Source organism: Candidatus Streptomyces philanthi (genome assembly GCF_059553635.1).
This window is the reverse complement of record NZ_JCANQV010000176.1, coordinates 1-12,478: the sequence shown is the minus strand read 5'-3', so window position 1 is coordinate 12,478 and position 12,478 is coordinate 1. Positions and strand designations below refer to the sequence as shown.

The 12,478-nt window shown below is 73.8% G+C and carries 13 protein-coding genes and 1 pseudogene; 9 read left to right on the top strand and 5 right to left on the bottom strand.

The window, feature by feature from the left end:
• Positions 1-407, bottom strand: a 407-nt coding sequence (locus tag AC51EU_RS19915) for a PucR family transcriptional regulator ligand-binding domain-containing protein (protein WP_496268359.1), incomplete at its 3' end; no start/stop codon positions are given.
• Between the two features lie 113 nt (positions 408-520).
• Here AC51EU_RS19915 and AC51EU_RS19910 point away from each other — a divergent pair.
• Positions 521-1,990, top strand: a complete 1,470-nt coding sequence (locus AC51EU_RS19910) for a purine-cytosine permease family protein (RefSeq protein ID WP_496268358.1) — start codon at positions 521-523, stop codon at positions 1,988-1,990.
• A gap of 127 nt (positions 1,991-2,117) precedes the next feature.
• Here AC51EU_RS19910 and AC51EU_RS19905 read toward each other — a convergent pair whose 3' ends face one another.
• Complete coding sequence (locus AC51EU_RS19905) at positions 2,118-2,732, bottom strand: TetR/AcrR family transcriptional regulator (protein ID WP_496268357.1); 615 nt, start codon at positions 2,730-2,732, stop codon at positions 2,118-2,120.
• A 74-nt stretch (positions 2,733-2,806) separates the two neighbouring features.
• Between AC51EU_RS19905 and AC51EU_RS19900 the strand changes: the two genes are divergently transcribed.
• From AC51EU_RS19900 to AC51EU_RS19890, 3 genes are read left to right on the top strand one after another with little or no spacing between them, the layout of a single operon-like run.
• The gene (locus tag AC51EU_RS19900; RefSeq protein ID WP_496268356.1) at positions 2,807-3,730 is read left to right on the top strand and encodes an MBL fold metallo-hydrolase; all 924 of its coding nucleotides are present in this window, start codon (positions 2,807-2,809) and stop codon (positions 3,728-3,730) included.
• A gap of 17 nt (positions 3,731-3,747) precedes the next feature.
• Positions 3,748-4,401 (top strand): carboxymuconolactone decarboxylase family protein, encoded by a 654-nt coding sequence (locus AC51EU_RS19895; RefSeq protein ID WP_496268355.1) that lies wholly within the window; start codon positions 3,748-3,750, stop codon positions 4,399-4,401.
• A gap of 46 nt (positions 4,402-4,447) precedes the next feature.
• Positions 4,448-5,536: a trypsin-like serine peptidase gene (locus AC51EU_RS19890; RefSeq protein ID WP_496268354.1), complete on the top strand. Its 1,089-nt coding sequence runs from the start codon at positions 4,448-4,450 to the stop codon at positions 5,534-5,536.
• Positions 5,537-5,567: 31 nt separating this feature from the next.
• Here the strand turns inward: AC51EU_RS19890 and AC51EU_RS19885 are convergent, their stop codons facing one another.
• Both AC51EU_RS19885 and AC51EU_RS19880 read right to left on the bottom strand, forming a co-directional pair.
• Positions 5,568-6,116: a GNAT family N-acetyltransferase gene (locus tag AC51EU_RS19885; protein WP_496268353.1), complete on the bottom strand. Its 549-nt coding sequence runs from the start codon at positions 6,114-6,116 to the stop codon at positions 5,568-5,570.
• 104 nt (positions 6,117-6,220) lie between these two features.
• Complete coding sequence (locus tag AC51EU_RS19880; RefSeq protein ID WP_496268352.1) at positions 6,221-6,766, bottom strand: DinB family protein; 546 nt, start codon at positions 6,764-6,766, stop codon at positions 6,221-6,223.
• Between the two features lie 96 nt (positions 6,767-6,862).
• Here AC51EU_RS19880 and AC51EU_RS19875 point away from each other — a divergent pair, with 96 nt between their 5' ends.
• The 5 genes from AC51EU_RS19875 to AC51EU_RS19855 all read left to right on the top strand — a co-directional run bounded on the left by AC51EU_RS19875 (position 6,863) and on the right by AC51EU_RS19855 (position 11,637).
• Positions 6,863-7,825, top strand: a complete 963-nt coding sequence (locus tag AC51EU_RS19875; protein ID WP_496268351.1) for a helix-turn-helix transcriptional regulator — start codon at positions 6,863-6,865, stop codon at positions 7,823-7,825.
• A 106-nt stretch (positions 7,826-7,931) separates the two neighbouring features.
• A complete protein-coding gene (locus AC51EU_RS19870; protein ID WP_496268350.1) occupies positions 7,932-8,966 on the top strand; it encodes a P1 family peptidase in 1,035 nt (344 codons plus the stop codon).
• A gap of 392 nt (positions 8,967-9,358) precedes the next feature.
• Positions 9,359-9,679, top strand: coding sequence for an alpha-amylase inhibitor (locus AC51EU_RS19865; protein WP_496268349.1), 321 nt, complete (start codon positions 9,359-9,361; stop codon positions 9,677-9,679).
• 246 nt (positions 9,680-9,925) lie between these two features.
• Positions 9,926-11,014 (top strand): saccharopine dehydrogenase family protein, encoded by a 1,089-nt coding sequence (locus AC51EU_RS19860; RefSeq protein ID WP_496268348.1) that lies wholly within the window; start codon positions 9,926-9,928, stop codon positions 11,012-11,014.
• The gene (locus tag AC51EU_RS19855) at positions 11,011-11,637 is read left to right on the top strand and encodes a TetR/AcrR family transcriptional regulator (protein ID WP_496268347.1); all 627 of its coding nucleotides are present in this window, start codon (positions 11,011-11,013) and stop codon (positions 11,635-11,637) included. The genes AC51EU_RS19860 and AC51EU_RS19855 overlap by 4 nt, the downstream gene beginning before the upstream one ends.
• A gap of 23 nt (positions 11,638-11,660) precedes the next feature.
• On the opposite strand, the pseudogene AC51EU_RS19850 reads toward AC51EU_RS19855, so the two are convergent.
• Positions 11,661-12,478, bottom strand: a pseudogene (locus tag AC51EU_RS19850) (GTP-binding protein); the annotation flags it as partial.

Below are 12,478 nucleotides of genomic sequence, written 5' to 3'. Positions count from 1 at the left end.
ACCTCGCGCTGCTCGTCGGCCCGCGCGGCGAACACCGCCTTGGTGACGGCGATGAACGGCACCTCGTCCGGCACCGTCAGCAGCGGCAGCCCCACCGCGCGGGCCGCGTCCACCAGCGCCCGCGGCGCCTCCTGGTACGGCAGGTCCTGCCCCAGCCCGAGGGCCAGGCAGGCGGCCCCGCCCTCCGCGACGTCCTCGACGTACGCCCGGCAGCCGCCGGGGTCCTCCGGCAGCAGCAGGCCGATGGTCATCAGCAGCTCGCCGCCCTCCAACCAGCCGCCCGGCCGCAGCAGGTCGGAGACGGTCGCGGCCTCGACGGCACGGTCGCGCAGGGCGGCCGGCAGGTCGTAGGCCGCCGCGAGACCCAGACCGGGCAGGGCCAGCAGATCCGCAAGACGCAAGGGCATGGACACAGTGTCCATCATCCGGGTGACGCATCGCCGATCGGGCGATCGAGTCCGGTGGGCGGCACGCCTACGGTCACCTCACCGCAGGACCGACCGCGCCCCGAGGAGGAAATGTGCAGCCCACGGCGGCCGCAGAAGGCACCCAGGAGGGGCGGACGGCCCGGATGATCGAGGTCCGTTCCATCGACTACGTCCCCGCCCGCGAACGCCACGGCAAGGTGTGGCACCAGGGCCCCTTCTGGTTCACCGGCAACTTCGTGCTGACCACGATGGTCACCGGCTTCCTCGGCCCCTCGCTCGGCCTGGGCCTGCTGCCGTCCGTCGCCGCCGTCGTCCTCGGCGCCTGCTTCGGCACCTTCTTCATGGCCTTCCACGCCAACCAGGGCCCGCGGATGGGCCTGCCGCAGATGATCCAGTCGCGCGCCCAGTTCGGCATCCGCGGCGCCATCGTCCCGTTCGCCGCCGTCGTCTTCGTCTATGTCGGCTTCAACGTCTTCAACGTCGTCCTCGCCGCCCAGGGCCTGCGCACCGTCTTCCCCGGCGGCACCACCCTCTGGTACGTCCTGATCATCGGCCTCGCCCTGGTCCTCGCCGTGGTCGGCCACGATCTGCTGCATCTGGTGCAACGCTGGCTGACGTACGTCCTGATGGCCGTCTTCGGTGTCCTGACCGTCGGCGCGCTCGTCCGGCTCGACCCGTCGGCCGCATCCGCCTCCGCCGCCGCCCACGGCTCGTGGACCTCCTTCCTCGTCGTCTTCTCGGCCGCCGCCGGCTACCAGATCAGCTACGCCGTCTACGTCTCGGACTACTCCCGCTATCTGCCCCGCGACGTCTCCGCCCGCAAGGTCATCTGGTGGACGTACGCGGGCGCGGCGGGCTCCGCGGCCTGGCTGATGTCGCTCGGCGCCCTGCTCGCCTCGGCCCTGCCGCACCCGGACGCGATCAGCGGTGTCCGCCAGGTCGGCAACGCGATCTGGCCCGGCTTCGGCACCTTCGCCGTGGTGATCTCCTCGGTGGCGCTGATCGGCATCATGGCCGTCAACGCGTACGGCGCGATGCTCACCACCACGAGCGCCGTGGACGCCTTCCGCACCGTCACCCCCACCGTGCGCGTCCGCGTCGCCGGCATCACCGTCATCGGCCTGATCGTCTTCACCGTGGCGATGCTGCTGCCCGAGAACTACCTGGAGAGCTTCAACACCTTCGTGCTGATGATGCTCTACTTCCTCATCCCCTGGACGGCCGTCAACCTCGTCGACTTCTACGGGGTCCGGCGCGGCCACTACGCCGTCACCGCGATCTTCGACCCGGACGGCATCTACGGCCGCTGGTCCTGGCGCGGCATCACCGCCTACGCCGCGGGCTTCGCCGCGATGATCCCGTTCTTCGCCACCTCCTTCTACACCGGCCCGGTCACCCGCGCCCTGGGCGGCGCCGACCTGTCCTTCGTCCCGGGTCTCCTGGTCGGCGGCGGCCTCTACTACGTCCTCACCCGCAACCTGGACATGACCGCGGAGGCGGCGGCCGTCGCGGCGAGCGAACGGGAACTGGAGGGGACCGCGGGGGAGACGGCGCGGGGGTAGCGGGGCGTGGCCCTGTGGCGCCTCCGCCACTCGCGCCGATCGGCCGCGTACGCTCCCGCAAGTCCCGCCCCGTACGCACGCCCCGCCCCGTACGCACGTCCCTCCGCCGTGCCGCGACCGCCCGCCGTCAGCGCGCCGGGGCCTGCGGCGCCCTCGACGTGGTGAGGCCGGTGAGGACGAGGTCGAGCCGTGTGGTGAGGAAGTCGGCGAGCGGGTGGGCGGCGTCGGCCTTGAGCCAGCGGCCCAGGCCGGTCACATAGAGGTCGAAGACGGTCTCGGCGACCAGTGCGGCGTCCGCGTCCTCGCGGAACTCGCCGCGTTCCTGGCCGCGGGCGACGGCCGCGGTGAAGGCGCGCGGCGCGGGGGCGCCCGAGGCGAACGCGCTGTGCAGCACCCCGCTGTCGTACAGCTCCTTGGCGAGCGCGTACTCCCGTTCGTTGAACTCGGCGAGCGCGCGCAGCTGGGATTCCAGCGTCTTCGCGGACGAGCGTGAGGTTTCCGCCGCGTCCTGCCGGTCGAGGTGGCGGTGCCGCCGCTGGACCCAGGCGACCACGAACTCCTCCTTGCGGCGGAAGTGGTTGAACGCGGTCTGGCGTCCGACGTCGGCGCGGGCGGCGATGTGGTCGACGGTGGTCGCCGTGTAGCCGCGGGTGGCGAACAGCTCCAGGGCGGCCGTCAGCAGCCGGTCCCGGACTTCTTGCCGGCGGCGTTCGCGCCGGTCCTGCGGTGTCGTCGAGGTCACCACGGAAGTGTACTTGAATCCGGATGTGTATCGGAGTACAAGTTGTACTTGAGTACACCTAGTGAGGAGTCGTCATGACCGTGCCCTACACCCTGGGTCTGCACGAGATCGCCCCATCCACCCACGCCTATCTGCAACCGGACGGCTCATGGGGCTGGAGCAACGCCGGGCTGGTCGTCTCCGGTACGGAAGGGCTGCTGGTCGACACCCTCTTCACCGTCCCGCAGACCCGCGAACTGCTCGACACGGTGGCGCGCACACTGCCCGACGTCACCCTCGGCACCGTGGTCAACAGCCACAGCGACGGTGACCACTGGTGGGGCAACCAGACGCTTGACGGCGCCACGATCATCGCCTCGGAGGCCGCCGCCGCGGCCATGCGCCGGGAACAGCTGCACACCCTGCTCGCCGACCCCGGCACGACCCCGCTCCCGCCGGTCGTCGCCACGATGGTGCGCACCTTCGACTTCACCGGCATCACCCCCACGTACCCGCACCGCACCTTCACCGGCGAGCTGGAGGTGACGGTGGGGAAGCGCGCCGTACGGCTGATCGAGGTCGGCCCCGCGCACACCGAGGGGGACGTTCTGGTGCATGTGCCGGACGTCGGTGTGCTGTTCACCGGCGACATGCTGTTCATCGGCGGCCATCCGGTCGTCCACACCGGCCCGATGGCGAACTGGCTCGCCGCCTGCGACCGGATTCTCGCCCTCGACGCCGAGATCATCGTGCCCGGCCACGGTCCCGTCGTCGGCAAACCGGAGGTCCGCCGTTTCCGCGACTACCTCCAGCGGGTGCTCGACCACGCCACCCGCGCCCACGGCCGGGGCGTGCCGGTGCTGCGTGCCGCCCAGGAGATGGACCTGGACGGCTTCGCCGAACTCGCTGACGCCGAACGGCTGGTGCTCAACATCGGGGCCGTCTACCGCGAACTCAACGACGACGGCACACCGGACGAGCGGGAACTGATGGCACAGATGCACCACTACGCCCACTGAAGCACCGCGAGGACACCATGCCCGGACGCCACGACACCCTCCCCCGTATCGCCCCGCTGCCCCAGGACGCCCTCCGCGCGCTGGCCGGCCGGCTCGACGGCCCGGCCCGGCAGATGCTGGGCAACGATGACACCGGCCCCCTGGCGGGCCGGCCGGCCCTCAACATCCTGGCCACCGTCGCCCACGACCCCGATCTGCTGGCGGCCCTGCTGCCCCTGCTCGGCCGCCTCGCGGCGGGCCGGCTCACCGCCCGCGACCGCGAACTCGCCGTCCTGCGCGTCGCCTTCCTCACCCGCTCGCGCTACGAGTGGGGGCACCACGTCCTCCTCGGGGCCGTCGCCGGACTGGGCGACGACGAGATCGCCCGCGTCCCCGCCGGTCCCGGCCACCCCGGGTGGAGCGACGCCGACGGCGCGCTGCTGCGGGCCGTGGACGAGCTGTGCGGCGACCATGCCGTCTCGGAGGAGACCTGGCGGCGGCTGTCCGACCGTCACGACGACCGCGGCATCCTCGAACTGATCGCCCTGACCGGGACCTACGTCCTGGTCGCCGGGGTGCTCAACTCCTGCCGCGTCCCGCTGGACAGCTGGCTGGACGATCCGGCGCCGCTGCCCGCGCGAGCGGCGGGGGACGCCTGTGGGGACGGGAGGGACCGGACCACGGCGGCTTGACGGTCCGCTGACAGAATCCTGACGTCTCTTCCCTAGCCTCCCGCGCATGACGAACAACTCCGGCCGCGCACGCGGCCACCGGGACCGGACCGCCGGGCGCACGGGAAGGCGGGCCGTGCTGGGCGCGGCCGTGCTGGTGGCGGGCCTCACCCTGCCGGCGCCGGCCTCGGCCGCGCCGGCCCACCGGGCCCCCACCGGCACCTCGGGCGGGGTGGCCACCCACGCCCAGGCCGCCACCGCCGCACAGCGGCAGGCAGTACTCGACTACTGGACCCCGCAGCGGATGGCCGCCCTCACGGAACCGTCGTCCGGCAATCCGCCCAAGAGCGGGCCGGACGGCGCCCCGTGGGCCGGGCCGGACGCCGTCGGCCGGACCGTGGGCAGGCTCTTCTTCACCGACCACGGTGAGGACGCCAGCTGCACCGCCACCGTGGTCGACAGCGCCAACCGCAGCACCGTCGTCACCGCCGGCCACTGCGTCAACAACAGCAATCTGCTGGGGGAGGACAACCAGTGGACGACCCATGTGATGTTCGTCCCCGGTTACCGCGACGGAAAGGCGCCCCTCGGGAAGTTCGTCGGCCGCACGGGCGTCGCCGACGCCACCTGGCTGCGCTACGACGCGCAGGACCCCCGGTACGGGGCCTACGACCAGGCGTTCGTGGTCCTCCACACCGACGACCAGGGGCGCCGGGTGCAGGACGTCGCCAAAGCCGCCCAGCGCATCGGCTTCGACCGGCCCGGTGACCGCGAGGCCCATCAGTTCGGCTACCCGAGGGCCGCCGCCGACCCGGCGCGGGAGGGCCTGCCCGAGTACACCGGCGCCCGGCTCGCGTACTGCGCCGGAAAGCCCCGCGAGTACCACGGCTCCGCCGAACGGCCCGTACCGGCGGGGGAGTGGGGTACCGCCTGCGTGATGGGCGGCGGCGCCAGCGGCGGTCCGCGCATCGCCGACCTCGACCCGAGGACCGGCATCGGCACGGTCGTGGGGGACAACACGACGGGAGCCTTCCTCGACGCCTCCGGCACCGAGTGCGAACAGGAGGCCCCGGGCTGCGTCCGGCATCTCGTCGGACCGCAGTTCACGTCCGCGATCACCGAGCCGCTCTACGAGCGTGCCCGGAGCGCCGGCTGACCGGACGCATACATCCCCCGGCAGGTCCCGGTCAGCGCGCGGCCGGCCGGTCCGGGGCGAGGACGGCCCATATCTGGGTGTCGTGGCGGACGCCCTCGTAGGGCCAGGACTCGCGCCGGACGCCCTCCAGCACCATGCCGAGCCGCCGGGCCACGGCGGAGCTGGGGGCGTTGTCGGCGCGGCAGTGCCACTCGGCGCGGTGCATGCCCCGGGTGGTGAACGCCCAGTCCAGCAAGGTGCGGCAGGCGTCGGTGACCAGGCCGCCGCCCTGGGCGGACGGCTCCAGCCAGCAGCCGATCTCGCAGGTTCCCGAGACGGCGTCGAAGCTCACGAACATCACACCGCCGACCAGTACGCCGTCGCGCCAGATGCCGTAGAGGCGGGAGCCGTCCGCGGCCTGGCGCTCGGCGTACCGGCGCAGGGTGGCCCGCGCCCCGTCGAGGTCGTCGGTGACGAACGTCGCGCCGACCCACGGCCGGATGTGCTCGCGCGCCCGCTCCATGTGGGCGGCGAACTCCTCGGCGTGCCACACCTCCAGCGGACGGAGGAGGGCGCCGTCCCGCAGCGGGAGGGAGAACATAGGACCCCACATTCACACAATGAGCGTTACGGGCCCGTACCGTAGCAGCACGCCTCGGAGGGGGCCGGGGCGGCCGGTTGGCGCGGCCGCCCCGAGGGTGCCCGTCAGGCCATGCTCTTGGCGCCGTCCAGGGCCTCGCGGAGGATGTCGGCGTGGCCGGCGTGCTGGGAGGTCTCGGCGATGAGGTGCAGCACCACCCGGCGGGCCGACCACCGGGCACCGGGCTCGAACCACGGCCGCTTCGGCAGCGGCTGGTCCGCGTCCAGGTCGGGCAGGCCGGCGATCAGTTCGTCGGTGCGGCGGGCCGTCTCCTCGTACGCGGCCAGCAGACCGGCCAGGGTCTCGCCCGGCTGCATCCGGAACCCTTCGGCCCACCGGGCGCGGACGTCCTCGGTGAGGGTGGTGAGGTCACCTATCGCCGACGGGCCCTCGACGAGGAACGCCGACCAGGTCTGCTCGGCGGAGGTGAGGTGCTTGATCAGGCCGCCCAGGCACAGTTCGCTGACGGTGGTCCGGCGCGCCGCCTGCTCGTCGGTGAGGTCCCGGGTGGTGTGGCGCAGCAGGGACCGGTGCTTGCCCAGCGTCTCCAGCAGGTCGGCCCGTTCGCCGGTGACGGGGTGGGCACTGGGGGTGGGTGCGTCGACGGACATGTATCGGCCTTCCATGTGGTGCTGTTCGGTCGGACGAGAATCACGCTAGAAGTCATAGCGGTCACTTTCTGACCTGAACGGGAACAGAATCGAGGCATGGCGAACACCAGCACCCGGACGCTGCATCTGCTGTCCCTGCTCCAGACCCACCGGTACTGGCCGGGCACCGAACTCGCCGGACGGCTGGGGATCTCCGTCCGCACCCTGCGCCGGGACATCGACCGGCTGCGGGACCTCGGCTATCCGGTCGAGGCACAGCGCGGCGCCACCGGCGGCTACCAGCTCGCCGCCGGCGCGGCACTCCCGCCGCTGGTCATCGACGACGACGAGGCGGTCGCCCTGGTCGTCGGACTCCAGACCGCCGCCCAGGGCGCCGTGGAGGGCATCGCCGAATCCTCGGTCCGGGTACTGGCCAAGGTCGTACGGGTGATGCCCGCGCGGCTGCGGCGCCAGGTCGAGGCGCTGCGCGCGATGACCGTGCCCGCCGGCTGGGGACGCCCGGACACGGCGGGCATCGACCCGGAGGTGCTCACCACCGTCGCACTGGCCTGCCGGGACGGCGAACGCCTCCGCTTCTCCTACACCGCCGCCGACGGCCGGCGCACGGCACGCGAGGTCGAACCGCACCGCCTGGTGTGCTCCGGCCGCCGCTGGTACCTCGTCGCCTACGACCTCGGCCGGCACGACTGGCGCAGCTTCCGCGCCGACCGGATCACCGCCCCGAACGGTTCGGGCGCCCGCTTCCTGCCCCGCGAACTGCCCGCCGCCGACGCCGCGGAATTCCTCCGCGCCGCCCTGGAGAACCTGCCGCGCCCCTACCGGGTCGAGGCGCTGATCGACGCCCCGGCCGCGGCCGTACGCGAACGGATCGGCCGCTGGACGACGATCGAGGAGGTGGACGCCGAGCACTGCCGGATGCGGATGACGACCGACTCCCTGGACTGGCCCGTCATGGCCCTGGGCATGGCCGACGCCGACTTCCGCGTCCTCCACCCGCCCGAGCTGCTGGAACGCCTCCACGCGTGGGGCACCCGGTTCGGCCGGGCCCGCGGTGCCTGACGGCGCGTACGGGCCCCGGCGGCGGGCCCCTTCGCGCGGCATGTGACCCTGCCCGGGGCACCGGCGTCCCGCCGGGCCGGAACGGACCGAACGCAAGGAGCACGCGATGACGGACGACGCGACCGGCCCGCACGGGGCCCGCTGCCGGGCCCGGGACCTCGGCATCGCGCCGGGCACCCTCCCTACCGGGCCCGGCAACGCCCTCACCGACGTCCCCGGGGTACTGGTCGGCCAGGTCACCCTGCTGGACGGGCAGGGCACCGCCACCGGGGTGACGGCGATCCGCCCCCATCCGGGCAATCTGTTCCGGGACAAGGTCGCGGGCGGGGTGTGCGTCGGCAACGGCTTCGGCAAGCTCGCCGGGGCCACCCAGGTCGCCGAACTGGGCACCATCGAGACCCCGATCGTCCTCACCAACACCCTCGGTGTCGCCCAGGGCATCGAGGGCGCGGTGACCTGGACCCTGCGGCACCCCGGCAACGAGGACGTCCGCTCGGTCAACGCCCTCGTCGGCGAGACCAACGACGGGCACCTCAACGACATCCGCGGCCGGCACGTCCGGGAGCACCACGTCCTCGAAGCCCTCGCCGCCGCCCGGCCCGGCCCGGTCGCGGAGGGGACGGTCGGCGCGGGCACCGGCACCCTGTGCTTCGGCTGGAAGGGCGGCATCGGCACCTCGTCCCGGGTGACGCCGCGGGGGCACACCGTGGGCGTCCTCGCCCAGACCAACTACGGCGGGGCCCTGCGCGTCGACGGCGTCCCGGTCGACGGCCCGCCCGGCGCCCCGGAGCCCTCTCCCGACGGCTCGTGCGTGCTCGTCGTCGCCACCGACGCGCCGCTCGCCGCCCGCCCCCTGGAACGGCTCGCGGCCCGCGCCGTGTTCGCCATGGCCCGCACCGGGTCGGTCTTCAGCAATGGCAGCGGTGACTACGGTGTCGCGTTCTCCACCACCTCCCTGGGCGGGGGCGGTCTGGAGACGAGCCTGCCGGCCGACGCGATGTCCCCTCTCTTCGAGGCGGCCCTGGACGCGGCGGAGGAGGCGATCTACAACTCGCTGTTCATGGCCACCACCGTCACCGGCCGGGCGGGACATGTGGGGTACGCGCTGCCCCTCGACGCCGTACGCCGGTCACGGGGGTAGGACGGGAGGACGAGGCGTACGGGGCGGTGCGGCCGCGTGGTGCGGGAGGGGCTCCGGAGCATGTATGATCATGTACGTAACTCCGGTGCACGGCACGGGAGTCACGCGTCCGTGGTCCAAGGAAAGACGCCCACCTGCCGGTGGGAAATGTAGGTGCAAGGCCTGCCGGGCGCTCCGGAGAGAGGCCCCGTGCTCGGTGAGTACGGGGCCTCTCGGCATGTTCCCCGTCCCGAGGCGTCCCATGGCCGCCGGTGTCCGCGCAGGCCGCGGGAGGAAACGTCCCCGCCGGTCGTCGATCCGGCGCTGCCCCTTGCCGGTTCGGCGTCCTGCCGCCACTCTCGGCGGCGAGGGGCGGGCACGGGTTCCGCCCTCCGGCGGAAGGACTTCGGACCATGAGGAACACCTCGCGCGGGCGGCTCACGCTCACCGTGACCGTCCTCGCCCTCGGCGGCGCCCTCGCCCTCCCGGCCGTCCCCGCGGCCGCCGCCCCCGCGCCGGACGTCCGCATCCAGGGCACCGCCCCGGCATGCGTCGTACGGGACGTCATCAAGCAGAAGAAGCAGGTGACCGTCCGCAACAACTGCGGCAAGGTCATGCATCTGAAGCTCGTCATCAACAACGGCCCCGACGCCGAGTGCTGGACCTACGTGAACGGTGAGTCACGGGTGTGGAAGTGGTACATCGGCTCGTACGGCAAGATCGTCACCTGTTGATCCGCGCGGACGCCGACCGCCCCCCATGCGGCCGGCGCCCACCGGGGCGGGGTCGGCGCCGGGGTGCGTGGGCCCCTGCCTTTTCATGACGTTCTGCCCTGCGCCGGCCGTTCGGTGCCTGCCGGTGCCGCCGTCGCCTCGCCGTCGCCAAGAGGGGCAGGCCCCCGGAGCCCGTCCTCCCGCACGTCCCCGCCCCCGGGCGGAATCCCACGGACATTTCTAGGTCGCATGACCTATATTTCACGCATGGACGATGAGATCACCTTCGACGCCGACGGGCCCGTGCTCCTCGTCGGCGGATATGGCACGGTCGGTGAGGAGTTGGCGCGGATGGCGGCCGTCTCGTGGCCGCTGCTGCTCACCGGGCGTACGCCGGGGCGCGGGCAGCGGCTGGCCGAGGAGACGGGGGCGGAACTGCGCGCCTGGGACCTGGCGCACCCGGCGCCCTTCCGGGCCCGGGTGAGCGCGGTGGCCTCGGTCGCCAACGACCCCGACGACCGGGTGCTGCGCGCCGCGCTGCGCGGCGGCGTCCCGTACGTGGACATCACCCGGTGGACCGCGCGGCTCCAACGCGCCGCGACCGTCGCGGCGCTGGCCGCCCCCGTCTCCCCGGTCCTGCTGTCCTCGGCGTGGATGGGCGGGGTGACCAGCCTGGTCGCGGCGTACCTCGGCGACCGGCTGGGCGGTGCCGGCACCGTCGACGTGGCGGTCCGCTGGGACCTGGACGACCGCGCGGGCGCCGACTCGGTGGAGTTCATGGACCGCCTCGGACTGGACTTCGAGGTGGTACGCGACGGACGGCGGCGGACCGTCATGCCGCTGAGCGACGTTGGCCGCGTCGCCGTCGGGGACGGCCCGCCCACCCGGGTCGCCCGGATCGACACCCCCGAGCAGTTCACCCTCCCGCTCACCCTCGGCACCACCACCGCGACCACCCGCATCGGGTTCAGCTCGCCGCTGTCCACCACGGCCCTGCTCGCCGCCAAGCGGCTCGGCTTCTTCCGCTGGGGACGCGGCGACCGCTTCACCCCCGCCCGCCGGGGACTGCTGTATGCCCCGGGCGAGGGCGGCACCGCCCGGCTCCGCGTCGACGTCACCCACGAGGACGGCACGCTCTCCGCGACCGTCACCGATCCCGCGGGGCAGTCCCACCTCACCGCGGTGGGCGCGCTGCTGGCGCTGCGCCGGGTGCGCGGCGAGGACGGCGCCCCCGCACCGCGCGGGGTGGCCTTCCCCGAACAGCTCCCGTGCCCGAGCGCCGTCCCCGGGGACCTGGCCGCGCTCGGCGTCGGCCTGACCGTGCGCGCCGCGCACACCGGGGAGCGGGCGGCATGAGCGGGGAGACCTCCGGCGGGGGGAAGCGCGCCGCGACCACGAGCAAGGGCGCCCGGCGGCGGGCCGCGCTCCTGGACGCCGCCGAGAAGATCCTCTTCGAGTCCGGGTACGGCGAGCTGACCCTGCGGTCCGTGGCCGCCGCGGCACAGACCCGCCTCGGCCACCTCCAGTACTACTTCCCCTCCCGTACCGACCTGGTCGCCGCCGTACTGCACCGCGCCCTCGACCGTTCGCTCGACAGGCTGGCCCCGCTGTTCGAGGGCGCCGCGGCACACACCCCGCCGGACACCGAGGGGCTGGTCCGCGCCCTGCTCGCCGAGCACGAGGACCCGCGACTGGTACGGGTGTACGCCGAGTTGTGGGCGCTGGCGGGCCGGGACGAGTCCGTCGCGGAGGTGCTGCGCGCCTTCTACCGCGACTACCAGGACCATGTCGCCCGCTTCCTCGGCGCCCGCGATCCCGGCCTCCCCGAGGCCGTCCGCCGGGCGCGGGCCGGGGTGTTCACGATGCTGGTCGAGGGCGCGGCGCTGTTCCGCTCCGGTATCGCCGCCCACCGGGCCGGGGACACCGACACGGAACTGGTCGCCACGGCCACCGCGCTCCTCGGGGGAACGGAGAGGTAGGCCGGCCGGGCGCCCCCGCCGCCTCACTCCCCGGCGTCCTCCGCCGTCCCGGGCACCGCCCGGTGGCCCGCCGGATGGGACGTCCAGGAACCGGTCCCCCCGGTCAGGCCGGGCAGCCGCCGCTGGAACGCCTGGACCTGACGGGCCGGCAGCACACCGGTCAGCAGCCAGGAGGAGCGTCCGCCCTCGGTACCGTCCAGCTCGGCGCCGAGGGCGGTCAGCCGGGCGGTGACGGCGGCGAGCGCGTCGAGCGGGATCTCCGCCTCGAACGCGTGGTACGGCTCGTACACCCGGGTCCCGGCCCGCCGCAGGGCCTCGCGCAGCACCGAAGCGGTCACCTCGCGGAAATGCCCCGCGGTGCTCTTGGGGCCGACGAAACCGGAACGGACCATCACCACCCGGCAGTCGGTCACCGCCCAGCCCCGCGGCCCGCGGCCCAGCGTCGCCAGCGCGGTCTCCTCGACGGCCTGGTGGAAACCGTGCGGCAGGGCACCCAGCTCCGTCTCGTACGCGAACGCCGGGCCGGAGCCGGGGGCCGCGGGCTCGACCCGCAGCCCGACGGTCGCCCACGGCCCGATGTGCCGGCGCCCGGCGATCTCGTGGCACGCCTCACCGACCCCGGTGGGCCGTTCCACGCACACCACCCGGCTCGGCGCGAACACCGCCTCCACGCCGTACACCTCGCGCAGCGTCTCCGCCACGACCTCCTTCTGCACCTCGCCGTGGAGCAGTACCGAGGTGGCGCCGCCGTCCGCCGGGCGGACGCGCAGCAGCGGGTCCTGGTCGGCGAGGGCGAGCAGGGCGGCGCGCAGCGCGCCCGCCTGCTCCGGCCGCCGGGCAC